Source organism: Desulfobaculum sp. (assembly GCF_054921475.1).
Genome location: NZ_JBUDSW010000012.1, coordinates 1 through 25,572, shown reverse-complemented (window position 1 = coordinate 25,572; position 25,572 = coordinate 1). Strand labels below are relative to the sequence as shown.

Sequence of the window (25,572 nt, the reverse complement as noted above, 5' to 3'; positions counted from 1 at the left end):
CGTGCAGCGCCCACCCTTCGCCCCAACTACACCCAGCACACCTCTCCGCCCCCCGAACAGCGTCTCTGCCCGCACCACCGCCCCGCCCGTCGCGGCGTGTTGACACCGCCGCAAACGGGAGTATATTGCCACATAGCAATATAGCTACATGGAGATATGCCTATGCAAGAATTCCTCGACGTCATGAAGGCGCTGGCCGACCCAAGCCGCGTCAAAATCATCAAGATGCTCCAGCACCGCAGCGATATGTGCGTCTGCGAACTACGCAGCGCCCTTGGCCTTGCCCAGCCCACAGTGTCCAAGCACCTCAAGGTGCTGGAGGGCGCAGGTCTGCTGACGCGCAAAAAGGACGGCCAGTGGGTAAACTACGCCCTGCGCCGCGAGGCAGGCACCTACGCGGCGGCCATGCTCGACAATCTGGACGGCTGGCTGAACGACACGCCGGACATCCGCGGCGTGCTGGACCAACTGCCGCGCCTCGACAGGCTCACCATCTGCGGCGCGCCCACCGGGGCAGCCCCCGCAAACCCCGCCACGACGGACACCACCAAGTAAGCGACGCGCCACCGCGTTGACCAAAGGAGCCCCCCTATGAATTCCTTTGACCTGAAACCCCTTTCCGAACAGGAGACGGTGGACGTTAGCGAACTGAACGCCGCGCCCTGCGCGTGCCAAAGCGAGTCCGCTCCCCAGCACTTCCGTCTCTCGCATCCCCTGCTTCTGTCCCTGCTTTTGGTGGGCTGGATAGCGCTCTACATGAATCTGCCCCGGCTGGCGGATGTCATCACCTTCCAGTTCATGGGCCTTGCCGAGAGCTCACACCTTGGGCAAGCCGTCCGCTTTTTCATCTACGACGGACCAAAGGTGCTCATGCTGCTGGCCATTGTGGTCTTTGCCGTAGGCATTGTCCGGTCCTTCGTCACCCCGGCGCTGACGCGGAAAATCCTCTCCGGGCGCGGCGAGTTTGTGGGGAACGGCCTTGCGGCCTGCCTCGGCATTGTCACGCCCTTTTGCTCCTGCTCCGCCGTACCGCTGTTTATCGGCTTTATCACCACAGGCATCCCCCTAGGAGTGACGCTGTCGTTCCTTATTGCCGCGCCCATGGTCAACGAGATTGCCCTCGTCATGCTCTACGGGCTGTTCGGGTTCAAGGTGGCCGCGCTCTACCTTGGCACCGGGCTGCTGGTCGCCATTGTTGCCGGGTGGATTATTGGCCGCCTGCGGCTGGAACACCACATTGAGGACTGGGTCAGCCTCGCCACCGCCGAAGCCGAAAAGAACCACGCCCTGACGTGGCGTCAGCGCCTCGACATGGGCGCGGAATCCGTGCGGGACATCGTGGGCAAGGTGTGGCTGTACGTCGTGATTGGTATCGCCATTGGCGCAGGCATCCACGGCTATGTGCCCGAAGGCTTCATGGCCTCGGTCATGGGCAGCGGCGCATGGTGGTCCGTCCCGGCGGCCGTCATCATGGGCGTGCCCCTCTACACCAACGCGGCGGGTATTATCCCCATCGTGTCCGCCCTGTTTGCCAAGGGCGCGGCGCTGGGCACCACGCTGGCCTTTATGATGAGCGTCATCGCCCTGTCCCTGCCGGAGATGATTATCCTGCGTAAAGTCCTGAAACCCCGGCTTATCGCCGTGTTCGTCGGCGTTGTGGCCTCGGGCATTTTGCTGGTGGGCTTTGTGTTCAACGCCGTCATCTAACTCTTTTCCCCTCATCAACACACCCGCGCCCCGGCGGAGCACGGCTCCACCGGGGCGCTGGTGCATGCGGGCTAGCCGCTACACGTCCTTGATGGTTTGGGGCACCGTTTCCGGCGGGCGGGTGCGCTTTGGTCCCTGCCATGGCGTCCCATACAGTTCGTCGTAAAATTTCAGCGCCTCGGGGAACTCGCTGTTGCAGTTGAGCGCCTCGGCAATTTCCCGCTTGGCTTCGTCCATCTCCCCCATATAATGAAACGCCTTGGAGAGGTTGTAATGGACGTTTTCGTCCTCCGGCGTCAGCTCCAGAGCGCGCTGGTAGGCATGCACCGCGCCGGGGTAGTCCCCGTTGCGGCGCAGGCGGACGCCCAGCGTGTTGTAGGGGTTGGGGGCACGCACATCGTGCTTGAGGATGGTGATGAAGACGCTCTTGGCCTCCTCCATTCTGTCAAACTGGGCATGCACCTCTGCCGCGCGCTGGAGGTACTTCTGAAAGCGCCGGTCGTCACCCTTGCCCCTGTAGGCCTCGGCCAACCCCTGATAGGCCTCGGCGTACAGGTCATTAATCTTGATGGCTTTATTGAAGGCGATAATGGCCTTGCCGTACTTCTGACGCAGCAGATAGTCGCAGCCCATATCATAATACTTCTGCGCCTCATCCTGCAGGGACAGGATTTCCTCAAACTCCTCGATGGCGTCGTCAAAGTCGCCTTGGTTGACCATCTCCTTGGCGGCGTTGAGCTGTTCTTCCTCAATTTCGCTAAAGCGCTGGAGCTGCTGGGCCATGACGATATGGCGCTGGAAGGTCTCGAAGGAATAGGGCCGCAGCACGTAGCCCGTGCACCCGGCGGAAATGGCGTCCAGCACTTCGTTCTTGGAATTGACGAGGGTGACCATTATGACGGGGACCTTGCGAAATTGGGCGTACTGGCGCAGGGTGCGCACAAAGCGCACGCCGTCCATATCGCCAAGTTCCATGTCGCTGATGACAAGGTCCACCTCCGCCTCGCTGAGGCGGGTCAAGCCCTCGCCCCCCTTGGCAAAGGCATAAATGCGCCTCGGGCGGAAGCGCTGCATGGTTTGCTTATCCCGCCGCAGGTGGTCGTCCACTGCGGACAGAATGGCAACATGACCAAGCGATGACCCCACAGGTTCTCCTCGGCTAGCCGTTCATCGTCCATGCGGCCCCAACCTGAACCGGCCTCAGCCGTAGCGGCGCAGGGGACGCGCCAGCCACATGCCGCACAGGGGGACACTCTTTCTTTTGTAGATGGCTGGCCCGCATTTGGCAACATTTCGGGGGAGAAGATGCCGTCCCCTGCACGCTGGAGCCGGGCGCACTCCCACTGCCCACGCGCCGCCCGCCGCGTGCGCCACACGTGCAACCTGTCAAAATCATGTCACTCTTTATGCCGGGCCATAGGACAGGCCGCCTGCCGTCCCCGCTCCGGGCGCGGCACAGGCAGATGCAAAAAAAGTGGTTCGGCATTTGCATACTTACGGGAAACCCCGCGCCGGCGCTGGATATGGCACATCCGGCGGCAGCGGGCACGGCCTCAAAATGCGCCGTGCACCGGCTTCACCACAGGCCCGGGGCCTTGCGCCATGACGCGGCGCGGCGTATTGTACTTAGACACCGAATCTCAGCAGGCGGCGTTTTTTGCCGCCGCAAGAACCCTACAGGCGATATTATGAGCAAGATTCTCGATCAGGACGAAGTCGACGCGTTACTCCGAGGCCTTTCAGGAGGCGAAATCGAAGCGGAGGCGGAAATCCCCGAGGACGATACCGGGGTCGTCTCGTTCGACCTGGCCAATCAGGACCGAATCATCCGTGGCCGGATGCCGGTTCTGGAGATCGTGAACGACCGCTTTGCGCGGCTGTGCACCAATGCACTGGCCAACGCCATGCGCAAACGCGTGGACCTGAACCCGATCTCCATCGACATGTCGAAGTTCGGCGACTTCATGCGCTCCCTGCCGGTGCCCACGTCCATTAACATCTTCAAGATGGACCCGCTGCGCGGTAACGCACTGCTGGTCGTGGACTCCCGGCTCGTTTTCGCCCTCGTGGAAAATTTCTTTGGCGGCGCTGGCAGCCAGCCCAAGGTGGAGGGCCGCGACTTTACGGCCATTGAACAAGCCATCGTGGACCGCGTGGTCAAGATTGCCCTCTCCAACCTAGAGGACGCATGGCGCCCGGTGCACGACGTGCACATTGAGCAGACCCGCTCCGAGATTAACCCACAGTTTGCGGCCATCGTGCCGCCTTCGGACGTGGTTATCGTCGTCACCTTCGAGGTGGAGCTGGAGAACGCCATCGGCTCGCTTATCGTGTGCCTGCCCTACGCGACGCTGGAGCCTATCCGCTCCAAGCTGCACGCCTCCTTCCAGTCCGAACGGCTGGAAGTGGACCACGCGTGGATTGCCCGCTTCAAGGAGCGCCTGCTTGAAACGCCGGTAGAGATGGTCATAGAACTGGGGCAGACCAAAATTACGGGCCGCCAGCTCCTGAACCTTGACGTGGGGGACATCCTGCTCCTGAATACGGACACGGAGGAACTCCTCACCGCCGAGGTGGAGGGCGTGAAGAAATTCTACGGCCTGCCCGGCCGGGTGAAAGGCAGCAAGGGCTTTCAGGTGGTCCGGGAAGAAGAACCCCGCTACGCCTAGCCACACAGAACGCATTCAGGGCGCGCGGCATTTGCCGCGCGCCCTTTTTTGTGTCGTCTGGCCGGTGCACCGTCTGGCCGCGTGCCATCCATCCAACGTGTTATCCCTTCGGCGCGTTCCGCTCCCCCGCCGCCGGGGCAACAAGGATGACAATGCGCCGGTTGCGCATTTGGTTCTCCTCAATGGCGCGGCCCTGCGCGTCGCGGTTGGGCGCCACGGGGCGCGTATCCGCAAGCCCCTTCACCTGCAACTTGTCCTTGGGAAAGCCCTTGCCAATAAGGTAGCGCGCCACGGCGGACGCCCGCGCGGCGGACAGCTCCCAGTTGGACGGAAATTCCTGCGAGCGGATGGGGTTGTCGTCGGTGTGCCCCTCCACGGTCACCCGGTAGGGGATGCCCACCAGCACCGGGGCCACATTTTCCAGCGCCCGCAGGGCAAGGGGCGTGAGTTCCGCGCTGCCGGAATCAAACAGCACCGCGCCGTGCAGGTTTACGGCCACAGCGTCATCACGGCGGCTGAGTTCCACCACGGCGTTGGCCGGGCCAACGCGCCGGGCAAGGTCCGCATGGATTTGCCGCAGCGTGCGCAGGCGCACGCGAACCTCATCAGGCATGGTCGCTTCGCCCTCAGGCGGCGGCGCGCTCATGGCCTCGCCAAGGGAGCGCGCCACGGTTTCGTAGTGAGAGTCGTCCACCTCGCTCACGGAGACCACAAGGATGAAGAAGCACAGAATCAGGGTCATCATGTCCGCAAAGGAGAGTTCCCACCCGCCGCCCTCGGCGTTCAGGCGTGCGCGGCGGCGCGAAAAGCGTATCATGACCGCTCCTTCCCCGGACGCGGCGGCGCGGCCTTGCGCTGCACGGTGATGGACCCCCAACGCCGTGGCGGCAAGTAGGCCTTCAGCTTATCCAGCACAATGAGCGCCGGCGTGCGGTCCTTGATGAGCAAAACCCCGTCGCGGATGACGGACATAAGAATGGCCCGCTCCTCAATGCGCTTTTCCACCTTCACGGCGATGGGCAAAAACACCATGTTCGCCAGCAAAATGCCGTAAAGGGTGGTGGTCAGCGCCGTGGCCATGGCCGGGCCGATTTCACGCAGGTCCGCGCCCATGGCCTGCATCATGCCAATCAGCCCGATGAGCGTGCCGATAATGCCAAAGGCCGGAGCAAGGCGCGACATGGTGCGGTAAATGCCCGCGGCGGACATTTCCTGCTCGTAGGCCTGCAGGATGCGGGTATCCAAAATCTCGCGGATTTCCTCGCGCGGGTAGCCGTCCACCACCATCTGCATGGCGTCCTTGAGGAATTCGTTTTCAATGCCGGGGAGCTTTTTCTCCAGCCGCATGGTCCCGCCGCGCGAGGCCACATCCGCAAAGGAATGCAGCGCGCCGATGTACTCGCCGATGGGGAGCTCCTCCCGCCCAAGGGCGATGAGAAAGATTTGCAGCACGCGCGCCACTTCCTTGAGGGGGTAGCAGATAAAGGTGGCCGCCGCCGTCCCGCCAAGGACGATAGCCAGCCCCGGCAGGTTAAGGAACACAAGGGCGCTGGCCGTGGAAAACCACGTGGCAAAGCCCAGCACCGCCATGCCGATGACTATGCCGATGATGGTGGCGACGTTCACCGCCCTATCCCCTTAATGTCCTTGATGGTGTCAATAAGCTCCTCCTCGATGTCCGCGGCCTCCATTTCGTCCACGCCTTCAAGGCTTCCGGCCTGGTCGCGCACCACGCCCGCAATTTTTTGGGACAGGCTGCCGTAGAGGCGCTCCTTGGCCTCCTCCCCGGCCATGGCCGCCAGCACGGCGAGCTTGTGGTACCCAAGGCGCGAAAACGCCTCCTGCAGCGTGGCGTTGTCCACGTGAACGATGTCGTCCACGGTTTCAAGGTCCTCGGGCGAGACGCGTTTGCGTTTGACGCGGCGGAAGAATTCGTCGCCCATGTCCTTGGCCCATTCCTCCACCGTGGGCTTGTGGAAAAAGAACATGGTTTCGGGAATTTCCTTGTAGCTCATCTTGCGGAAGATGATTTCCGGGTCCGCGTCCACACTGCGGGCAAAGTCGTACACGTCCACAAATTCAAGGCACTCCGTAAAGGGCGCGCGCACAGGGCCAAGCTCCTGCGACAGACTGCGCACCACGGACAGAAACTTTTCCGGCTCCGGAATGGTGATGGCGCGGTCCTTGAGGAAGTCCGACTTGCGGCGCAGGCGGCCAAGGGCGTCGCGCTTCATGATGGGCTCGCGCACGTCGGCAACGGAAAGAATCTGCAACTTGGCAAGGCGGGTGATGATTTCGTCAATCTCCAACTGCGAGACGAGGACGATGTCCTTGCACTCGCGCGAGAACTCCGCATAGCTCACGCCCAGCGGCAGGCTCTCCCCCTCCTGCCGCGCCTGCAGTTTGGCGCAGTGCACGCGGTGCATCAGCTCCAGCACGGCGCAGACGCTGAGGAACACGTTGCCGCTCACGCCCACGGCCAGCTTGTCCTTCATGGCCGACACCTGCGCCATAAGCGAACGCATCAGCCGCTGCACCGGTCCCGGACTTTTGAGGAGCATCGTCTTGAACACATCCTGATCAATGACGATGATTTCCGACGGCTCCTCAGCCACGGCGGAAGAAATGCGCGCCCCGGCGGTGAACAGGCCGTCCTCGCCAAACACCTCACCGGGGCGGATGCGCGCGAGGATAAGCCGCTTGTTGCTCTGGGTCTTGTACAGCGTGACAAGGCCCTTCTTGAGCATATAGGCCACGGTGCCCTTTTGCCCCTCGCGGTAGACGATGTGCCCCTTGTGCAGCGTTCTGTACTTGGTGGAGGAATTGATATCCATAAGCTGGCTTCCCAGACGGACCGTCTCCGCCCCGTCAGTATGATTGCGTCACGCTCGCAGGTATTCGGACAGCGTGCCCACCAGCTCCTGCTTGCTGATGGGCTTGGTCAGGTAGCTATTGAATCCGCTTTGTAAGCACTCCTCTCCCGCGCCGACCACAAAGTGCGGCACAAGGCCCACAAAGGGCGTTTCGCACACACCGGCCTCGCGCTCCAATTCGCGCACGGTACGGATGAATGCCGCGCCGCTCATGTCCGCAAGGTGCGTTCCCGTCAGCACCACGGAGTAGCGCTGCTCACGCAGGGCCAGCACCCCCTGCCGGCCGTTTTCGGCAAAGTCCATGTCCACGTCCATGTCCTTGAGGTAATAGGACACCAGCATACGGGCGTTGGCCGCGTCCTCCACCACCAGCAGGGAGGGGCGTTCCGGCTTGTCCGCCTCCGGCACCCGGCACAGACGCGCGCGAGCCGCCGTGCGGGCCTCGCGGCTGCGGTGCTCCACGCCAAAGAGGAGCTTTCGCAGGTCGTCCGCCTCCACAGGCGAGGTGACGTAGCCGGCCAGTCCAAGGGCCACGGCAAGGCTGGCGTTGCCCGGGGCATGCCGCGCCGCACTCACGGCCAGCCGCCACACCGGAAACCCCGCAACATGCGACAGAATTTTGGCAACATCGAATCCGCCGCGCTCCGGCAGGTCCGCATCCAGCACGGCAAAGGTGTAGGGCGAGCCGTCGTGCCACGCCTGCCGCAGCATATCCAGCGCCTGTTCCCCGTCGTCCACATGCTCAATGCGCGCGCCCCACTCGCCAAGCAGCGCGCTCATATCCTCCATCCCAGCCGTCCCGGCCAGCAACACCCGCCGCTCGGTGAGGGTGGGGTTCACCACCACGTCATCAAACTGGTCGGGGTTGAGTTCGCTTTCGGCGTAGCGGCGGAACAGCCCGGAGGAGAGGAACAGGTCGTGGACGTTGGAATCAATGTGGTTGTCCTTGCGCATAAAGCCGAGGATCTTCACGGCCTGCGACAGGGGCATGGGCTTCTTGTACGGGCGGTCCTTGGCGGTGAGGGCCTCGAAAATATCGGCCACGGCCATGATGCGCGATTGCAGGGCCAAGTGCTCGCCGGAAAGGCCCTCGGGGTAGCCTGTGCCGTCCATCTTTTCATGGTGGCCGCTGGCAAACTCCGGCACGCGCGAGAGTTTTTTGGGGAACGGAAGCTCCCCCAGCATTTTCCCCGTCATACGGGCGTGGTTTTCAATGACGCCCCGCTCGCGCCCGGTGAGCGTGCCCTTGCGGATGCACAGGTTTTCCACCTCATCATCCGTCAGGTAGGGGCGCTCCTCGCCATTGATGGAGTATGTTTTGGCGGCAACGGCCTTCAGACGCTCGACCCGGTCGTCACTCATAAACTCCCCCGGCTCGTTGCAGGAGAGGGCGAAGTCCCGGTCCTCGCGCACTTCGGCAATGGCGGCGTCGTGCTCATCGGCAAGGGCGCTCATGGCCGCAGCACTGGCCGCACCCGCCGCGCGCAGTTCGTCCTTGCGCCGCTGAAATTCCAGCTCCAGCGCGGTCTCAATAAGCTCAAAACGCAGCTTTACAAGCTCCACACGGTCAAAGATGGTCTCCAGCTTGGAGGCCTTGTCCACCACATATTCGGGGGTGATGATTTTGCCGATATCGTGCAGCCACGCCGACAGCTTGAGTTCTTCCAGTTCGTCTTCGGTAAAGAAGACGTCCTTGAAGGGGCCGTCGTCCATCTCGTTGATTTCGCGGGCAATCATCATGGTGATGTCCACCACGCGGTTAATGTGCCCCCCCGTGTAGGGGGACTTTTCTTCAATGGCGTTCGCGATGCTTTTGATGAAGGCGTACAACAGGTCCTTCAGGTCCTGAATAAGCTGGGTCTTGGTCAGGGCCGCTGCGGCCTGCGAGGCAAGGGACGCCACCAGCATGACCCGGTCGTCCGTAAACTCTCCAATGCCGTCGTCCTGCGATTGGTCCATGGCGTTGAGCAGTTGCAACACGCCAATGATTTCACTCTCGTGATTCCGCAGGGGGATGACCAGCATGGACTTGGAGCGGTAGCCCGTGGCCTCGTCGTATTTTCTGGGGCCGGTAAAATCGAAGGCCTCGGACGTGTACACGTCGCGGATGTTGACGATGTCGCCTTCCAGCGCCACATGGGACGACACATTGGCGTGGTTTGGCGCGCCGTCCACGGCAAGGGGCACAGGCGGCAGATTGATGGGAACGCCGGATGTGCCGCCCATGCGCGTTTTCATGGTGTCGTTTTGCAGGATGACAAAGTTGAGGTGGGAGCCGTCGTCGCTGACCATGTAGAGGGTGCCGGCATCTGCGGCGGTAATTTTGCGCGCCTCGTAGACGATCATCTCCAGCAGGCGCGACACGTCCTTTTCGCCGGAGAGGGCCATGCCGATTTCCGCGTAGGTTCTGAGATGATCATATAAGGATTCGCCATGCAGGGATGGCTGCTCCCCGTCCTGTCTGCGCATTGCCTCCATACCCCCTCTGGCTGCACTGGACCACACGACCCCTCTCGCGGAACACCTGTCTATTCTTCAACATACGTCATGCCCCGTCCCGGCACAACCCAATTTGCCGCGCAGGGCCGCCAGATGCGAAAAAACACTGTGTTGCCGGGCAAAAGGAAAACGCCTCCCCCGCGGGCTGGGTGCCGGGCGGGAGAGGCGTGACGGAAGCGGTGCGCCAGTATGGACGGCGGCAGGATGCGCGCAGGCGCGGGCATCTAGCGCTCGCCGAGGATGCGGCCCAGCTGGAGCACCTTCTCGTTCATGGGATAGCGGTCCACGAGGCGGCGGTAGATACTCAGCGCCTCCCCGCGCTTGTCCTCGCCAAGCAGGGCATAGGCAAGGTTCAGATTACTCACAAAGTCCGACGGGCGCAGGCTCAGGGCGCGGCGGTAGAAGTTTTCCGCGTCGGCGTAGCGCTTTTCCTTGAGGGCAAGGTAGCCTTCCCACTTGTACTTGGTGGCGCTTTCCTTGCGGCCGATTTGGGTGGTCATCCTATCCAGCAGTTCCTTGGACTTGGACAAATCGCCGGTTTCGGACGTTTGCACCAGCTTGCGCTGGAGCGAGAGTACCTGCTCGTTGGTGCGCGCCCGCTTGGCAAAATGCACTTCCAAGGCCTTGGTGGGCTTGGTGAGGTCCACCACGTCCTGCTGGCGCTCCTCCACCGTTGGGCGGTACAGGCGCTGCTTGACGATGGGCTCCTGATTCACAGGCGGCTCCTGCCGCCGCGGCAGGGCAAGGTCTGCGGTAAGGTCGCTCTCCGTGCCATCGCCGGGGGCGCGCTCCTGCACGCTGGCGTTTTGGGCGCGCGGCACATCGGGCGGCAGCGGCAATTCAATCTGCTCCACCTCGTGCTTGATAAAGAACACACCGGAGCCCACAAGCAGCACAAGAATGCCGATATAAATCACCGCCCGGATGATGAGCTTGCTCATGCGCGGAGCCACGGCCTGAGGCGTCTGCCGGGTCTCCCTCGCCGCCTCTTCCTTTTTCAGCTGTTGGAGACTGCGGTAGATAACGCTCATTGCACTACCCTAATGTTCATGATGATGACGAGTTCCCGCACGCTCTCAATCTGGGTGCGGCTCTTGAACAGCCAGCCCAGACCGGGAACCTGCGAGAGCCCCGGCACACCGGAGTCGGTCTTGCCGGTGTCCTTGTCGATGAGGCCACCAAGGATGATGGTGTCCCCATCGCTCACGCGCACGGTGGTGCTCACGTTCTTCACCTCCACCTTGGGCAGGGAGATCTGGTCGCCAGCGCCGGTTACGGCCTTGGGCTCAAGGCTGCTGGAGTTGACCTCACTCTTGATGGGGTAAATCTGCATATCAATCTTGTTGTCGTCGTTGATGAAGCAGATGACGCCCAGCATCACGCCGTTAAAGACCGTTGCCGTCTCCACGGTGAAGGTGGTGTTGTTGTCGTCGTCCACCTCGCGCGAGATTTCGCTGACGTATTTTTCCGACTGGCCGGAGGTGAACAGCGCAGGCTGGCCGTGCCGCACGCGCACATGCGGATTGGCTACGGTCTTCAGCCCGCCAAAGGTCTGCATGGCCTCAATGGCGGCGTTGATGGCAATGTCGCCCTTGGTGAAGCCCGTCATCTTAAAGATAACGTCGTCGCCGCTGCGGGTCAGACTGCCGATGCCATTGGGGTATTCCGCAGGGTTGTCAAAGCGGCTCAGGTATTCAAACGTGGTGCCGGAGTCGCCTGCGGACAGGCGCTGGTCCACGTAGTTCCAATCAATGCCAAGGCTCCAGTTGTCATCCAGCGAAACCTGCAGGATGCGTGCGTCAATGACCACCTGCCGCGACAGCTTGGCCTTGAGGTTATTGAGCATCTTCGCCACGGCGCGCAGCTTGCCGGGCGTGGTGCGCACGTACAACTGGCCCGCCAACGGGTCGAGGGCGAAGAAGCCGTTCTTGTCGGCGGAGTCGCCCCCACCGCCGCCACCGCCGTCGATATTGCCGCTTTCCTCGTTGATGATGGCATCCACGGTTTCAAGGATGAGGCCATAGAGGGAATCGTCCTCAAGCGAGCCGCCCATTTCCGTCTCAAGGGTGAACTCGCCCGACAGGTCGCCGCCCGAGCCTTCATTGCCAAGGTTGCCGAAGATGTCGCCGCCGCTGGATGTTGCGACCTCGCTGGTGACGTTGACGAAATCAAGCTCGAAGGTACGCTCGTTCCAGCGCTGGACGTACAGGATGTTGTCCTTGACATCCCATGCGAGGTCGTAGGCTTCGAGGAGCTTTTCCATCACAAGGGCGCTGGAGGCATCCTCAAAGCTGATGGTGATTCTGTTATCCAGACTGATGCCCGGCTCGATGACAAGGTTCAGCCCCGCATTGCGCGCGATAAGGTAGAGCACATTATGGATGGTCTCTTCCTGCACGCTGATGGAGATGCGCGTCTCCTCCAACGGGTTGAACTCGGGCAAGACTGGTTCAAGGGCCTCCACCAGCGAGCCTTTCTCCTGCTCCAACTGCTCCTCCTGCGCCCGTACCTTGAGGAACTGCTCGTTCTCGTGACGGATGCTTTTGTAGAGGGCGTCGTAATCAAGGTTGCTCTCAAGCTGTTTGGACGCCTGATTCCCGCATGCCGCAAGGCAAAGCGACACGACTACCAATCCCAAAACCATCGTACACCTGCGCATGGTCGGCACCTTCCTGTCCCTTCCAGCGGAAAGGGGTTCCGATGTGATCGCGGGTGGCGCCCCGCACACCGAGATTTTGCGTAAAATATCAAGCATGGCGCGCTCCTACTGCTGTTTTCCAAGCTGTTGCAGAATTTGGAGCGCCTGATCCGGAGACAGGTCCGGCGGCAACTCGCCGATGTCTACACCGGAAGGTGGCGCGGCCGCAGCCTCTTGCTGTTCGCCCCCGGCCATGGGCTGGGTGGGGTCGAACGTGGTGGCTTCGCCCTTGTCCCTTTCGGGACGCTTGAGCTCCACCCTAAACGGTGGCAGCCACCGTTGCCGCTCTTCGGTCTGGCCCACGCCGTAGACCACGGCGTCCGGCTCAATGCGCTTGATGACGCGCCCATCGGGAAGGACGTCGCCCTCACTGTAGGCCGCGCCGGACAGCATCACGTATTTGGACTTTGGCCCAATGGAGATGGCCGTCAGCGTCAGGGTTCGGCGCCCGGTTTCCTGCTCCGCGGCCTCGTCCAGCACAAGCAGGTCCGGCTCCACGGAGTCCACCTTGGCATAGGTAGCCTTCGTCCCCCGCAGCACGTCAATAGCGGCGCGGATGGCTTCCGTGGCTTCATCCGAGGGCATGCTCACCTGCTGTGGCGCAAGCTTGCGCATCACATCGGATTTAAAGGTCGGCACCTGATGGTCCTTGGTTGCCAGCCACGCCACGGTGCCCACCACAACAAGGCCATATCCCGCCCAACGTATGAGTATGTTCCGTCTGCCCGGATGCATCTAGTCCCCCTTGTTGCTGAGCGGCCACCTGATGTTGAGCGAATAGTAGTTCCCCTCAAGGTCCAAATCGAGCTGCTGGCTTACGACGGAGAACCCGGCAAGCTCCAGCTCCTCAATATACGTGGTGAACACCTGCTGCGCCGCGGCGAGCTCCATCTCCACCTGCCCCTCAAGGCGAACGTCCACGGCGTCCAGCCCGTAGCGCAGTTCCATCCCGTCCACACGCACGGCCTCGGGCCGAAGCGAGGCAAGGAAGTTCCACAGCTCGCCAAAGGGCGGCGACAGCGCGGAGCGGCGGAAGCTGTTGGCCAAATTCAAGGCAGGGTCCACGTCCTCAAAGGCGACGTTGACGGCGCGGGAGCGGATGCGCTCCTCCACCTGCCGCAACTCCTGCCGATAAATCTGCACCTGCTCCTTGACCTGCGAGCGCACGCCCTGAATGGCGTACACGCCCGCCCCGGCCACCAGCGCAAGGGCAAGGAAAACGGCCCACAGCCACTTTTCCGCCTGCTCCAGCGGACGCAGATACATTTCCTGCTTTGGGCCAAGGTTGGCGCTGGTCGGGGCCGTGCCCACCGCTGTGGGCAGTGCGGACCACACCACGTCGCCATCCAGCGACAGTTCGTGCACCGGCATGGGCACCAACGGAATTTCCGTATCGGGCCGCGGCAATTCCAGTGTGGCGGTGAGCGCCTCCACCCAGTCCACATGGGAAATCTTCTGGCCGACGTTCTTTTCCAGCGCCGCAAGGTCCTGGTCCAGGGCGAACAGGCCTTCCACCAACGCCTGTTCATCGTCGCCGACGAGGGTGTACCGGCGGGCAAGGTGCACATCGCCGCCCTTGCCTGCCACCAGCACGATGGCGCTTGGCAGATGCAGGGCAATGGCGTGAGCCCCCCGCCCCTTCTTCTTCAGCAGGCCAAAAGCCAGCGAAATGGAATCAAGAAAGACAAACCCGCTGTCCGACGCGTTGTAGCTTTCAAGCATGGCTACGTGGCGGTCACGGGGCAGCACCTCGTAGAACACGCTGACCTGTCCACCCTCCAGCTTGCGCTTGGCGAACATATGCAGGGTGCCCTCGGTGTTGAGTTCGCCCACTTCCTCAAGGTTCTTGCGCGCGAGGACGCCCGCGTATTTGTACTCCGTGGTCAGGGTCAAAAGGCCCATGCCCGGAGACTCCGCGTAATCCACAAGGTACTTGAAATACCGCCCGATGCCGGCCGCATCGTCAATGCGCTGGGCCGAACCCGACGCAAAATAGAACTTTTCCTCATGCGCCTCGAACACAAACGGGGTAAAGCCACTGCGCACGACCTTCCAGCCCCAGTCCGTGGAATAGCCCGCTTCCTCCTCCGGCTCCTCCATGTCAGGAAGAGGCGGCGGGGGCGGCGGTGCGGCGGCCTGTTCTGGCTCAGGCTCGGGCTCAGGTTCGGCGGCCTCGTCAGGCTCCAGCGACAGGGCTTCGCCTTCCTCCTCGTACGTGGCGTCCTCGGCCTCGCCGTACGCCGCGTCCTCGTCGGGGGACACCGTCATGAGATCTTCTTCCGTGGACGGGCCTTCAGGCTGGGCGATGTCGTCCTCGCCAAGGGCGACAACGTCCTCCACGTCGCCCTCTTCGATGTCCGCGTCGTCCCCGGCGGTGACGTAGGTGGCGTCCTCATCAGCGCTGGCGGCCACTTCGGACTCAAAGGGGTCCAGCGCCGCTGGCGCTGCTGCGTCCGCTCCTGCCTCCGGCTCGTCATAGGGCACCTCCTCCACTTCCGCGGAAAGGTCCTCCAGCTCGGGGGCGGCGTCCTCGTCCGCAGGCTCGTCGAAAGCGGCGGCGTCCACAGGCGGCGCAGGGGCTTCTTCGGCCTCCGGCTCGGAAGCGTCCTCCAGCTCCCAGGAGATATCCTCCAGCTCAAGCTCGGGTACGACGGCTTCGTCCGTGTCGGTCCGTTTGCTTTCGTCCGTCACGTCTTCCGGCTTTTTCTTGGGATCGTGCTTGGGATCTGTCATCGCTTGGTCCCCGTTTCGCTAAATGCCAAGGTGATGGGCCGCATCACTTCTTCTTGGGAATCATGAACTGGCCCTGCATGACGGTCTCGTACATCTGACGCGGCAGTCCGGCGTTTTCCCCGCCTTCTCCGCCCCCTTCCGGGGCAACCACCACGCGCGTCACCCGAAAGAGCCTCGGCTCAAACCAGTAGCCCCCGGTTTCCGGGTCGTTGCTGGCGAGGAAGAGCAACCGCTCAAGGTCGCGCCAACTCATGGTTCTGCCGATGGACAGTGGATATTGCAGCCAATTGGCGGGGGCGAGGCCCACGTCCTGAATCTCCTCCCACAGGGCGTTGACCACCACGACCTTTTCCTCCTGCTCGGCGTACATGCGCTCCACCTTTTGGTAGTTGCGCATCTCCTGCTTGAGGAACTCAATCTCCGCCTGCGAGGTGCGAAAATCCATCCAGCCCTGATAGGCCAGCACGATTCCCGCCGCAAAGGCCACGCTGAGCACAATACTTACGATCCACCGCATATCGTCTCCTCCCGGCCGTCAGCCGACCTTGCCGATCATGTCGTAGATGGGGAGCAACAGCCCCGCAAAGATGGCCCCGAAGAGCAGCCCCATGAACACCAGCATGGCCGGCTCCAGCGTTTTGCCCAGCACCTCCACCAGTGCGGAGAGCTTGTCGCGGTACAGCTTGGCCACATATTCCGTCTGCTCCTCAATGCGTCCGGTCTGCTCGCCAACGGACACCATGCGCACCGCAAAGGGGTGCAGCGCCTCGGCCTGCTTCATGGAGTCCGACAGCGCGTTGCCGTTGCGCACGCTGTCCTGCACAAGGATGAGCCGGCCCTTGTACACAAGGTTGGTCATGGACTCGGTGATAATCTCAAGGGTGCGCAGCACGCCAACGCCCGCGCCAATGAGAATGCCCAAATACTCCGTGACCCGCGCAATGATGGACGTCTCGATAATGGTTGAGAACACCGGAACGCGCAGGGCGATGGAGTCCAAAATATAATGCACGCGGGTGCTGTTTCTCCGCAGATAGCTGAGCAGGATGATACCGCCCACCACGCCAATGACCGTCCAGCCAAAATACATCTGAAACCAGTTGGAGATGGCGATAAGCGCGCGTGTAGGCGCGGGCGTGGTGACGCCCATGTCCGAGAACAGCTTCACGATGCGCGGCACCACAAAATAGAACCAGAAGAAGCACGACAGGATAACCACGCCAAGGATGAACCCCGGGTACACCAGCGCGCGCTTGGTGCCGCTAACGATTTCCTCGATATGCTCAAGGTGTTCGCCGGACTTGCGGCACATGCGGTCCAGCATGCCGGTTTCCTCGCCAATGCGGCACATGTACTGCACCAGCGGGTTAAACACCTTGGGATGCCGCGAGAGCGCCTCGCCAAAGGTCTGCCCGCCTTCAATGTCCGTGCGCATAAAGCGCAGGGTCATGAGCAGCATGGGGTTTTTGATCTCTTCCATAATTTCGTCCATGGCGGACAACACGGGAACACCAGCGCCAAGCAGCATGGCCATATTGTTAAAGAACTCCGCAAGGTCCGACCGCCCAACGCGCGAGAAGCCCTGCGTGGCCAGCTTGGTCAGCCACGACATCACGGTTCCCAGCTTTTGGATGGCGATAACCACGCCGCCCTGCCGCTCCAAATAGCGGATGGCTGGCGCGTCGTCGTCAAAGGGCAGTTCCACAACGCCCTTGTCGACCTTGCCTTCCGAGCCGAGCATCTTGAACCGGAATATGGGCATGCTCCCCCCGTTTGTTCGCCTCTCGCCACATGCGGCCCGCCGCCGCTAGTACCTCGTCTTGCCAAGCACTCGCTGGACTTCCTCCACCGAGGTAATGCCGTCCTTCACCTTGATGACCGCCACGTCGAACATGGTCCGAAAGCCCTTGCGGCGCAGCATGTCCTCCAACTGGGTCAGCTCGATGTCCTTTTCCATGGCCTCACGCACTTCGCGGTCCACCACCAGCACCTCATAGACCAGCGTCCGGCCAAGGTAGCCCGAATTGTTGCACACCTCGCACCCCTCGCCGCGAGAGACCATCTCCAGCGACTCGCCAAGGTAGTCCAACTCCTCCTTGGTGGGCGGCACCTGCTTCTTGCAATGCGGGCACAGCGTACGCACAAGGCGCTGGCTCACCACGCCGATGAGGCTTTCCGCCAGCATCTGCGTATCCATCCCAAGGCCCTGCAAACGCGGAATGGCGCCGATGGCGGTGTTCGTATGCAGGGTGGACAGCACAAGGTGCCCCGTTGTGGCCGCAGTCAGGGCCGTGGTGGCGGTCTCCTCGTCGCGCATCTCGCCGATGAGGATGACGTCCGGGTCGTGCCGCAAAAAATGCCGCATGGCGTTGGAGAAGCCATAGCCCGCGCCCTCGTTCACCTGCGTCTGCCGCGCAAGGGGCACCACATATTCAATGGGGTTCTCAACGGTGAGCACGTTCTTGCCGAGGAGGTCGAGGGAGGTCAGCCCCGTGACCAGCGTGGTGGTCTTGCCCGAACCGGTCGGTCCGGTGAGCAGCAAAATGCCAAACGGCTCGTCGAACAGACGCGTGATGCGGACCACATCATCCTCAAGGATGCCCAGCGCAGGCAGCGACATGCTGGCCCGCTCCTGCGAGAGCAGACGCATGACCATGTTCTCGCCAAAGGGCGTGATGACCGACGACACACGGATATCGTACCGGCGCTCCAGCAGATTCGCGGTCCAGCGGCCGTCCTGCGGCAGGCGCTGTTCGGCAATGTCCATGCCGCCCTGCAATTTGATGGACGTGGTCACGCGCGAAAGCTGCGGCGGCAAAAAGGCCACGTTGCGCAGCACGCCGTCCACGCGGAAGGCCACGGCAATGCCGCGCGCCATGGGCCGCAGGTGTACGTCCGTTGCGCGCTGCTTCACCGCAAGCAGCAGGATGTAGTTGATGAGGGTGTCGGGGCTGACGGTGCGGCTGGTGTCGGCGGCAATAATGCCCACCTCGCGCTGCATCAGCTTTTCCACCGGATTGTCGAGGAAGTAAAAATAGTTATAGATAGCCGAAATGACGCGGCTTTCCTCGGCCATGGTGAACAGGGGCTTCATGCCCGTGGCGCGCACAATGAACTGCTCGGTCTTGTTCTCCGGTATGTCGGAGATGGCGGCCACCACCTGATTGTCCTTCATCGCATAGGGATACACGCGTGAGGCAAGGCAGGTGTTGCGGTTGAAGCGCTTGAGCAGCTGAAAGTCCGGGGAAATGCTGTCCAGATTCACATGCTCCAGTTCCAGCTGCTGGGCCACGGTGTGCACGAGGTCGTACTCCGACACAAGGCCGGTACGCGTCAGCACCTGCCCAAGCTTTTCCTTGGTCACACGCTGGACCTGCAGGGCGTAGCGGATGTGCTCGTCTCCGATATACCCTTTGTCCCGCAGGAGGTCGCCTATTCGAATGGGTCCGGCCATAACTCCACCCTTGTGGTGATAGTGAGCGTTGCGCGGCGGTGTCGCCCCGGTGCGGGGCCCTCTTCCGTCACCCCTGCTTCGCCATGACAGTGAGCCAGAAGACCGTTTCCGGGTCCGGCCACATGGTGCGCTTCAGCTTCATATCCTTCTGAAAACTGTTAATGGCGCGCCACGTTACGGGGCCGACCATGCCGTCGTCCTGCCCCCAGTAGTAGCCAAGACGCTTCAGCATCTTTTGCAGCGCCAAAATGTCCTTGCTCCGGTAGCCGTAGTAGAAGTCCTGCACCACAAAGGGCGGCTCCCACAGCACCAGCCACGCCGGGCTTTCCCGCACCAGCTTCTTCCACGGGAAGGACGAGAACGGGACCCCCGTCTGCGCGGGCAGGCGGTCCAGCTTGAGGAGCTTGCTCCCCTCGGGCACCACTTCCTCAAGGATGCCCACCTTGCGCTCCTGTACGGCGCGGTCCAGCACCGACAGATGCTCGCCCATTCCGGCCTTGTCGAGGAATGCCGCGTAGGACTCGGGATAGGTCTTGGGCGGCGCTTTTGCCGCTGGCTTCTTTTGGGGCACAGGCGCCACAGAGGCCACCATGTCCGGCGCGGAAGCGTTATCCAGCGCCGCGGCATCCGCGGGCACGGCGGGAGTTGTCGCCGGGGCTGGGGCTTTGGCGCGGCCTTGTGTCTGCACACTCAGCCCGCCCACATCGGCGCCAACCGGCGTCGCCGTCAGCCCGGCCATACTGCGCGCGGCAAGGCGGGCAAGGCTGGCACTGCCCTGCGTGGTCTTGAACAGCGGGGCAAAGGACAGCCCCACAAGCACCGCCGCGGCAACCGCAACCACCGCCATTTTGCGGCGGCGCGAATGCGCGGCAAGGCGGTTTGCCACCTCCACCTGACAGGAACCGATCTCCTTCACTGCCGCATCCAGCGCGCGGACGGAGAGCTCCTTGTCACCGAAGGCCACGGACGCATACAGCGCCCGCTCCATAACGAGGTTGACCATGCGCGTATTGCCGCAGGTGGCCCGGAACAGCACCTTGAGGGGCGCACCGGAAATGCGAAACTGCGACGACGCGCTGGAGAGCTTGTAGTTGACGTACCGCCCGGTCTCCTCAAGGGAGAAGGGCTGCAGTTCTTTATAGATGGTGATGCGGCTACGAAGCTGCCGGAGCTTTGGCTCGTCGAGGCGGGCCTTGAGTTCGGGCTGGCCCACAAGCAGCACCTGCACCAGTTTGCGTCCCTCCAGCTCAAGGTTGGAGAGCATGCGCAGGGCTTCCATGGCGGGCAGGCTCAGGTTATGGGCCTCGTCCACGATGATGGCGCAGTTCTTCCCCTGGGTGTTGCACCCCACAAGGAACTGCTGCAGCATGTCCACCAGTCCGGCCACGTTGGCCGTACGCGGGGCGTCAATGCCGAAGTCACGGGCAATGGCAAGGAGCAGCTCTTCCTTGTTCAGCATGGTGTTGAATATCCACGCCGTGTCGAGCTGTTCCCCTTCCAGCCGCCGCAGGAGCTGGTAGAGCAGGGACGTTTTGCCCACGCCCACCTCTCCCGTCAGGAGCAAAAACCCCTTGCGCGACAGGATGCCGAACGCCAGTTCGTCGAGAATCTGCTTGGTGGTACCGGTATGGAAATACCCATCGGTATCTGCGGCCATGGAGAACGGATTTTTATCCAACCCCAAGGCTTCGAAGATGTCGTGCGTCATGAGCTGCTCCCCGTGTTCATGGACGGATTGTCACAGCATGCCGGACCACGGCTGCCCCCCTCACCGCCAGAGACGGCCCCCCGCCGCCTCCGGTTTGTCACCGGATGCGAAACGGCAGACGCGGTTCCATCTGCCGCTCCGTATCCGCTGGAACGCGGAAACCCGCGCTAGTAATCCAGAATGAGCCCCACAACGACATACTGATTGGTGGAATTCGCATCCGGGTACGAGTTCATCAGGTTGACGGGGTTCGCTCCACTGAAGGTAGTATTGATGCTTGCAATGTCTTCACTGGTGGCATTGGCCATGCCGACGCATGCGCCGTTGGCCGGGTCGGCCTGCCCGTCGATGACGGTGTCAAGGCCACGCGCCACGTCTCCGGGCACGTTTTGCAGCACCACCATGTTGCGGAAGGGACCATTGGACCCAACCTGCTTGGCGTAAAAGCCCACCACAACGCGCGACTTACCGATGGTTTCGCCTTCCACGTTGCGCATGAACACGTTGTAGCCGTTGGCGCAGTTGTTGTTGGTGTCGTTGGACAGGTCGGTCTTGATCATGGTGCAAGGCTCAATGCCTACGTCGCGTGCGGCGTCGATAACCTCATCGTACTGGGCGAGGTTGCCGGTGCCCATGAAGACGCCGTCCATGAAGCCGTCGGCCGAGGCGTTCACGCCGCCGTTGGCCGTGCCGTCAACGAAGGCCTGCCCTGTCTTGTCCATGTAGGTGGAGGCAATGGTCACCCATTTTTGCGCAAAGCCCTGCGAGAACTGCTTGACCTGCGACCCCCGAACAATATCTCTGCCTTTCATCACGCCTGCCAGGATGATGCCGATGATGACCAACACGATGGCCATCTCCACAAGCGTGAAGCCCTTCTCGACGCGCTTTTTCATGACTTCCCCCATATTCGCGGTAATGGCTCTGTGCTCCGAGCCGTTCTGCCTTGTGCCCTAGTAATCCAGCACCAGACCAACGCAGGTCAGGACCGTGTTGTCCGTGCCCCAGCTTGCCGGAGTCACGGGAGACGCTGGAGCGGTCACGGGTGCCGTGACGTAGTCGCCGTTGGCTGCGCCCACATCAAGGGCGATGCAGCTGCCGTTCTGGCCGTCTGCCTGCCCGTCGATGACGGTGTCCAAACCAATGGCGACATCAACGGGCACATTCTGGAGCACAACCACATTGCGGTTCGGGTTAGTGCCGCCTCCACTGTTGATGACATAATTATAGAAGCCAACGCCAACGCGCTGCTTACCGGTGAACTCGCCGTCCACCATGCGCTCAAACACGTTGTAGTCGGAGCCATCGCAATCATCGCTTGAGTCCTCAAGGTCGCTCTTGATCATGGTGCAGGGCTCAATGCCCACCAGACGCAGGTAGGTCATTACGTTGTCCCTGTCCGTGACCACGGTGCCGGACTCGCCGCCGCTGTTGTCGGCCAGCATCCGGCTGTCCATGCGCCCGTCTGTGGCGGAACCGGTGGCGTTGCTGCCGTTACTTGGACCGTCAAACAGCGGTTGCCCCTTCTTGTCGTAGTAGGTGGATGCGATGGTCACCCACTTCTGCGCAAACCCCTGCGAAAACTGCTTGATCTGCGAGCCACGTACAATGTCGCGCCCTTTCATCACACCGGCAAGGATGATGCCGATGATGACAAGCACGATGGCCATTTCCACAAGCGTGAAGCCGCTTTTGCCTTCACGGTAATCTTTGACAGACTGCATTATCGCTGCCTCCACTCGGCTTGTATGAAAAGTGTTTGCTCACGTCCCCATCACGTGGGAAACGGCCTAGAAGTCCAAAATCAGGGCCACGTTCACCAGCCGCGCCTGCCCGGTATCCTGCGTCGGCCACTCCTGAGGAGTCAGGGCACTGTCATTGGCGGCAAAGTCCGTGGACGAACCCGGATTGTAGGCCGTTCCAGGGGGCGACATGCTGACGCACAGCCCGTTTTCGCCGTCGGCCTGCCCATCGATAAGGGTGTCCAGACCAATGGCGACGTCGGCAGGTACTGCGCCGATGACAACGCAGTTGCGCCGCGCGTTGTTGACGAGGTAGCTGTAGAAGCCCACACCCACGGTGGCCTTACCGCTCCACTCACCTTCCACGGTGCGTTCCCAGATATTGTATCCATTGTTACAGGAGGTTGTGGCGGTGTCGTTGTTCAGGTCGCTCTTGATCATGGTGCAGGGGGTGATGCCAACATCGCGCAGCACCTGAAGTCCATCGGAGCGATCCGCGGCGGCGTAGCCACTGTTCTGACTCCAGCAGGGCACCCCATCCATCCGGCCATCGGGATTGCCTCCACCGTTGTTGCCGTTGTCTGAGCCATCCATAAAGTTCTGCCCCACTTTGTCGTAGTAGGTAGAAGCGATGGTGACCCACTTCTGGGCATACCCCTGCGAGAACTGCTTCACTTGCGAGCCTCGCACGATGTCTCTGCCCTTCATCACGCCCGCAAGGATGATGCCGATAATGACCAGCACGATGGCCATCTCCACAAGCGTGAAGCCAGTGACTTTTCCTTTTTCAGCCTGAAGCAAACGCATTCCTGTTCCTCCCGTGCTTTTGCTGATGCAGTGAAAGCCTGGGCAGCCTGCCGCAGCTTTCAGGCAGCGGCCCCCAACCGAAAACATACGGTTGGCTGGACTTTCCCCCTATTTTTACTATGTGCCAGAGCCTTTGTGGACCGTCAACGAATAAGGCCATCTGCGGGCCGTGGCACAATCCTGCAAAATTCCGCTTATGCGAGGGGCTCGCGGAAAAACGGCAAATATTACAACATGTTCAACTATTGACATCGCAATAAATCGGCTATGGAATATTTTTTCGTGGTCCGCGCCCGAATATCCTAAAGCCAACTGAAAAGATTTGATACGGCCGTATCATATTTCACACGGCCATCCAGCGGGATATTGGCCACGCGAAAGTGCTGGTTGACCACATACCGCCCATTGGCGGCCAAAAAGTCACCAGCCACAACAAGCCGCAACACACCGCGCCCGTCAAAGTTGCTGCGCAGCCACAGCGTGCTGCCGCCGGGGCTGAGGCGGTAGCCCGAGGCCATGCCCGGACCGCTGCCCAGCAGCACGTCCACGGCCTCGTCATACTGCGCCATGAAATTCTGCTCCGGGGTCTCGCCCCACGCGCTCACGCCAAGGACGAGGTCCACCTCCGGGCGCAACCCCTGTGCGGCGTCGGCCACGGCCTGCATCGTCGGCGCGTCCGGCCCCTTGTAGGTGGCCTTGGCGACGGGAAAGACCACCACGCCAATGCGCCACCCCCCGCGCGAGATAACGCGCGTCATGGGCGCGTTGCGCGCCACGGCCCACTGCGTCCGCTGCGGCAAAACGCCCTCGTCCTCCAGCCACGCCGCTTCACGCGGGGCCAAGCACAAGAGGTCGTAATCCAGCATGCCGTAGGCCTCCACCAACGCACGCGCCACCGCTGTGGACGCCCCCTGCGCGCCCTTGCGGAAATGCATAAACTCATACGGCGCGCCAATGAAGACCGTGCGCGAGCCATACTCCTGCCGGATATCGCCAAACACCGTGGCGCGGCGGCCAAGACCGCCAATCCCCTCGCGCGAGCAGGTCTCGCAGGCGTCATACAGGCCCAGCGTATTGCCCGTGAACACCACCGCCAGCGGTTGCAGCCCCGCACGGACCGTCCCACCGCCAGCAGGCAGCGCCACACACAGCCAAACCAGCACCAGCGCCCCAACAAACCAGCCCCTGCGGTACCCCACGGCAGTCCCCCTCAGTCTCTTTGTTCTGCCCACGATTTAGTTATCCAGTTCCAGCCGCATATACAGGTCCACGGCATCCTCACCCCGCACGGCGTAAAGGATGTCCCCGTCATTGTTGCGCCCATCGTCGAACTTCCAATCCATGGCGCGGGCCTCGTCGCGGTTGAACCCGCGCAGAACGAAATAGTTGGCCCCTGTAAGCTCCCGCTCATCCGCCACCAACGACACCCACGCGAGTTCAAGCTCCCGCCCACGCACGCGCAATGTGCCGCGCGGCACCACGGAAGCATCGGCCATATCGGCCAAAGCGCGCTCGCCCTCGCCATACTCACGCTCCAGCCGCCAATCGCCGCGCCCGGTGCCGTTGGCTTGCGCCCCCACATCGCCGGGCAGCTGTCCGTACATGTCTATATAGTTCATGACAGCGAGGCGGTAGCGCTCCAGCAGATTGTGCGCATACACGGCATTGGCAACACGGTAGGGCGAGACATCAATGCCAAATTCCGTGGGCTTGTCGTCCTCTGTCCACAAATAGAGCAGCCCAAGCAGTACGATAGACACAATCAGCACCCCGACCAATAACTCGGAAACGGCGCGTCCCCGGCGGGAACGGCGGCTTGGCAACACGTATCCGTCACAGCGTAGGCGAGTCATCACACCTCCACGCAAAGGCCCGAAAACGCCCGCAGGAAGCGCGGGCAAAACAGCAGAGTCCACCTTTGTTTACTCTACGGCCATTTGCCAGCCATTACAATACGCGGGCGCAAAGCATGCCAGAGACACGGCAAAAAACGCGAAAAAACCTGCACCACCCCAACACCATTCACCTTTGCGGGCACACTGCAAAAGCGCCAGCTCTGTTGCCATTCGCCATGAAAGGTGTCATTGTGTCATGGAGTCGAAAACCCTTTACTGCAAGGGGCCCAATACAGATATGCAGCCGCGCACGACCTGCCGCACGCACCACACGGCCTCCGCGCGCCGGGGAGGATTCACCATCCTTGAGATGGCCATCGTCCTCGTCATCATCGGCATCATCATCTCCGCCGCCAGCTTTGCGTGGATGACGGTGTGGGAGGGCCGCCGCGTGGGCAAAACAAACGCCATCCTTGTGGAAACGCGCGATTGCCTCATCAAGCGTCTGTTCTTTTCCAACACCTATCCGTCCTACACGGGCGACGGCGTTGCCGGACGCACGGACAATACCGACTGCGACCCAACCGGCATCAACGCCACCGCCAAGGATGTGGACGCCTGCATGTGCGGCAAGCTGGATGCATGGGGCAACAGGCTCTATTTCATTGAAGGGCTGGCAGAGAGTACGGAAGAACCCATGGCCGAAGGCTCCGCCAAATACGTGGAGGACAACCTGGCCAAAGGGCAAAACGCCACGGCGCCATCGGGCACCCGCTCCGTCCTCATCGACAAGGACGGCAACACCGTGCACTACGTGGCCTTTGTCATAGTCAGCGCCGGACGCGAC

General features: G+C 61.8%; 22 protein-coding genes. 4 read left to right on the top strand and 18 right to left on the bottom strand.

All coding sequences use genetic code 11. The annotated features are described in order from the left end of the window. Nucleotides 1–162: 162 nt before the first annotated feature. Together ACY69P_RS01585 and ACY69P_RS01580 are read left to right on the top strand one after the other, a co-directional pair. Complete coding sequence (locus ACY69P_RS01585; protein WP_462326356.1) at nt 163–555, top strand: ArsR/SmtB family transcription factor; 393 nt, start codon at nt 163–165, stop codon at nt 553–555. A 36-nt stretch (nt 556–591) separates the two neighbouring features. Continuing rightward, complete coding sequence (locus tag ACY69P_RS01580) at nt 592–1,707, top strand: permease (protein WP_462326355.1); 1,116 nt, start codon at nt 592–594, stop codon at nt 1,705–1,707. A 78-nt stretch (nt 1,708–1,785) separates the two neighbouring features. On the opposite strand, the gene ACY69P_RS01575 is transcribed toward ACY69P_RS01580, so the two are convergent. Beyond that, a complete protein-coding gene (locus ACY69P_RS01575; RefSeq protein WP_459898224.1) occupies nt 1,786–2,853 on the bottom strand; it encodes a tetratricopeptide repeat protein in 1,068 nt (355 codons plus the stop codon). Between the two features lie 542 nt (nt 2,854–3,395). On the opposite strand from ACY69P_RS01575, the gene fliM reads away from it, so the two are divergent. After that, complete coding sequence (fliM, locus tag ACY69P_RS01570; protein WP_404846022.1) at nt 3,396–4,376, top strand: flagellar motor switch protein FliM; 981 nt, start codon at nt 3,396–3,398, stop codon at nt 4,374–4,376. A 100-nt stretch (nt 4,377–4,476) separates the two neighbouring features. On the opposite strand, the gene ACY69P_RS01565 is transcribed toward fliM, so the two are convergent. The 17 genes from ACY69P_RS01565 to ACY69P_RS01485 form a co-directional block, all read right to left on the bottom strand. Further along, nucleotides 4,477–5,193 (bottom strand): OmpA/MotB family protein, encoded by a 717-nt coding sequence (locus ACY69P_RS01565; RefSeq protein WP_459898222.1) that lies wholly within the window; start codon nt 5,191–5,193, stop codon nt 4,477–4,479. Next, nucleotides 5,190–6,002 carry a motility protein A gene (locus ACY69P_RS01560; RefSeq protein WP_404846024.1) on the bottom strand — a complete coding sequence of 271 codons (813 nt, stop codon included), beginning with the start codon at nt 6,000–6,002 and terminating at the stop codon, nt 5,190–5,192. The genes ACY69P_RS01565 and ACY69P_RS01560 overlap by 4 nt, the downstream gene beginning before the upstream one ends. After that, nucleotides 5,999–7,210, bottom strand: coding sequence for a Crp/Fnr family transcriptional regulator (locus tag ACY69P_RS01555; RefSeq protein WP_404846025.1), 1,212 nt, complete (start codon nt 7,208–7,210; stop codon nt 5,999–6,001). The genes ACY69P_RS01560 and ACY69P_RS01555 overlap by 4 nt, the downstream gene beginning before the upstream one ends. A gap of 48 nt (nt 7,211–7,258) precedes the next feature. Further along, entirely contained in the window at nt 7,259–9,718 is a 2,460-nt protein-coding gene (locus tag ACY69P_RS01550) for an HD domain-containing phosphohydrolase (protein ID WP_462326354.1), read from the bottom strand. 254 nt (nt 9,719–9,972) lie between these two features. Next, nucleotides 9,973–10,779, bottom strand: coding sequence for a tetratricopeptide repeat protein (locus ACY69P_RS01545; protein ID WP_462326353.1), 807 nt, complete (start codon nt 10,777–10,779; stop codon nt 9,973–9,975). Beyond that, the gene (mshL, locus tag ACY69P_RS01540) at nt 10,776–12,407 is read right to left on the bottom strand and encodes a pilus (MSHA type) biogenesis protein MshL (RefSeq protein ID WP_462326352.1); all 1,632 of its coding nucleotides are present in this window, start codon (nt 12,405–12,407) and stop codon (nt 10,776–10,778) included. Before mshL ends, ACY69P_RS01545 begins: the two co-directional genes overlap by 4 nt. A gap of 105 nt (nt 12,408–12,512) precedes the next feature. After that, nucleotides 12,513–13,181, bottom strand: a complete 669-nt coding sequence (locus ACY69P_RS01535; protein WP_459898215.1) for a SctD/MshK family protein — start codon at nt 13,179–13,181, stop codon at nt 12,513–12,515. Next, complete coding sequence (locus ACY69P_RS01530) at nt 13,182–15,179, bottom strand: hypothetical protein (RefSeq protein ID WP_462326351.1); 1,998 nt, start codon at nt 15,177–15,179, stop codon at nt 13,182–13,184. It lies immediately after the preceding gene. A gap of 43 nt (nt 15,180–15,222) precedes the next feature. Beyond that, nucleotides 15,223–15,696 carry a hypothetical protein gene (locus tag ACY69P_RS01525; RefSeq protein WP_462326350.1) on the bottom strand — a complete coding sequence of 158 codons (474 nt, stop codon included), beginning with the start codon at nt 15,694–15,696 and terminating at the stop codon, nt 15,223–15,225. Between the two features lie 18 nt (nt 15,697–15,714). Further along, on the bottom strand, nt 15,715–16,941 hold the full coding sequence (locus tag ACY69P_RS01520; RefSeq protein WP_459898211.1) for a type II secretion system F family protein: 1,227 nt from the start codon (nt 16,939–16,941) through the stop codon (nt 15,715–15,717). A 45-nt stretch (nt 16,942–16,986) separates the two neighbouring features. Beyond that, nucleotides 16,987–18,633 (bottom strand): GspE/PulE family protein, encoded by a 1,647-nt coding sequence (locus tag ACY69P_RS01515; RefSeq protein ID WP_462326349.1) that lies wholly within the window; start codon nt 18,631–18,633, stop codon nt 16,987–16,989. Between the two features lie 67 nt (nt 18,634–18,700). Next, nucleotides 18,701–20,341 (bottom strand): AAA family ATPase, encoded by a 1,641-nt coding sequence (locus ACY69P_RS01510; protein WP_462326348.1) that lies wholly within the window; start codon nt 20,339–20,341, stop codon nt 18,701–18,703. Nucleotides 20,342–20,508: 167 nt separating this feature from the next. Further along, nucleotides 20,509–21,237: a prepilin-type N-terminal cleavage/methylation domain-containing protein gene (locus tag ACY69P_RS01505; protein ID WP_459898208.1), complete on the bottom strand. Its 729-nt coding sequence runs from the start codon at nt 21,235–21,237 to the stop codon at nt 20,509–20,511. 57 nt (nt 21,238–21,294) lie between these two features. Beyond that, on the bottom strand, nt 21,295–22,065 hold the full coding sequence (locus tag ACY69P_RS01500; RefSeq protein WP_462326347.1) for a prepilin-type N-terminal cleavage/methylation domain-containing protein: 771 nt from the start codon (nt 22,063–22,065) through the stop codon (nt 21,295–21,297). A gap of 66 nt (nt 22,066–22,131) precedes the next feature. Continuing rightward, a complete protein-coding gene (locus ACY69P_RS01495; RefSeq protein WP_462326346.1) occupies nt 22,132–22,890 on the bottom strand; it encodes a prepilin-type N-terminal cleavage/methylation domain-containing protein in 759 nt (252 codons plus the stop codon). 302 nt (nt 22,891–23,192) lie between these two features. Then, entirely contained in the window at nt 23,193–24,089 is an 897-nt protein-coding gene (locus ACY69P_RS01490; RefSeq protein ID WP_462326345.1) for a UshA-like (seleno)protein family 2, read from the bottom strand. Nucleotides 24,090–24,125: 36 nt separating this feature from the next. Then, entirely contained in the window at nt 24,126–24,650 is a 525-nt protein-coding gene (locus tag ACY69P_RS01485; RefSeq protein WP_459898203.1) for a hypothetical protein, read from the bottom strand. Nucleotides 24,651–25,023: 373 nt separating this feature from the next. Here ACY69P_RS01485 and ACY69P_RS01480 point away from each other — a divergent pair. Then, a partial coding sequence (locus ACY69P_RS01480) for a prepilin-type N-terminal cleavage/methylation domain-containing protein (protein ID WP_462326344.1) occupies nt 25,024–25,572 on the top strand: 549 nt, incomplete at its 3' end.

Coding starts and splice junctions, on each gene's coding strand:
- ACY69P_RS01585 (WP_462326356.1), top strand. CDS start 163: ATGCAAGAATTCCTCGACGTCATGAAGGCGCTGGCCGACCCAAGCCGC.
- ACY69P_RS01580 (WP_462326355.1), top strand. CDS start 592: ATGAATTCCTTTGACCTGAAACCCCTTTCCGAACAGGAGACGGTGGAC.
- fliM (WP_404846022.1), top strand. CDS start 3,396: ATGAGCAAGATTCTCGATCAGGACGAAGTCGACGCGTTACTCCGAGGC.
- ACY69P_RS01565 (WP_459898222.1), bottom strand. CDS start 5,193: ATGATACGCTTTTCGCGCCGCCGCGCACGCCTGAACGCCGAGGGCGGC.
- ACY69P_RS01555 (WP_404846025.1), bottom strand. CDS start 7,210: ATGGATATCAATTCCTCCACCAAGTACAGAACGCTGCACAAGGGGCAC.
- ACY69P_RS01550 (WP_462326354.1), bottom strand. CDS start 9,718: ATGCGCAGACAGGACGGGGAGCAGCCATCCCTGCATGGCGAATCCTTA.
- ACY69P_RS01545 (WP_462326353.1), bottom strand. CDS start 10,779: ATGAGCGTTATCTACCGCAGTCTCCAACAGCTGAAAAAGGAAGAGGCG.
- mshL (WP_462326352.1), bottom strand. CDS start 12,407: ATGCGCAGGTGTACGATGGTTTTGGGATTGGTAGTCGTGTCGCTTTGC.
- ACY69P_RS01535 (WP_459898215.1), bottom strand. CDS start 13,181: ATGCATCCGGGCAGACGGAACATACTCATACGTTGGGCGGGATATGGC.
- ACY69P_RS01530 (WP_462326351.1), bottom strand. CDS start 15,179: ATGACAGATCCCAAGCACGATCCCAAGAAAAAGCCGGAAGACGTGACG.
- ACY69P_RS01525 (WP_462326350.1), bottom strand. CDS start 15,696: ATGCGGTGGATCGTAAGTATTGTGCTCAGCGTGGCCTTTGCGGCGGGA.
- ACY69P_RS01520 (WP_459898211.1), bottom strand. CDS start 16,941: ATGCCCATATTCCGGTTCAAGATGCTCGGCTCGGAAGGCAAGGTCGAC.
- ACY69P_RS01515 (WP_462326349.1), bottom strand. CDS start 18,633: ATGGCCGGACCCATTCGAATAGGCGACCTCCTGCGGGACAAAGGGTAT.
- ACY69P_RS01510 (WP_462326348.1), bottom strand. CDS start 20,341: ATGACGCACGACATCTTCGAAGCCTTGGGGTTGGATAAAAATCCGTTC.
- ACY69P_RS01505 (WP_459898208.1), bottom strand. CDS start 21,237: ATGAAAAAGCGCGTCGAGAAGGGCTTCACGCTTGTGGAGATGGCCATC.
- ACY69P_RS01500 (WP_462326347.1), bottom strand. CDS start 22,065: ATGCAGTCTGTCAAAGATTACCGTGAAGGCAAAAGCGGCTTCACGCTT.
- ACY69P_RS01495 (WP_462326346.1), bottom strand. CDS start 22,890: ATGCGTTTGCTTCAGGCTGAAAAAGGAAAAGTCACTGGCTTCACGCTT.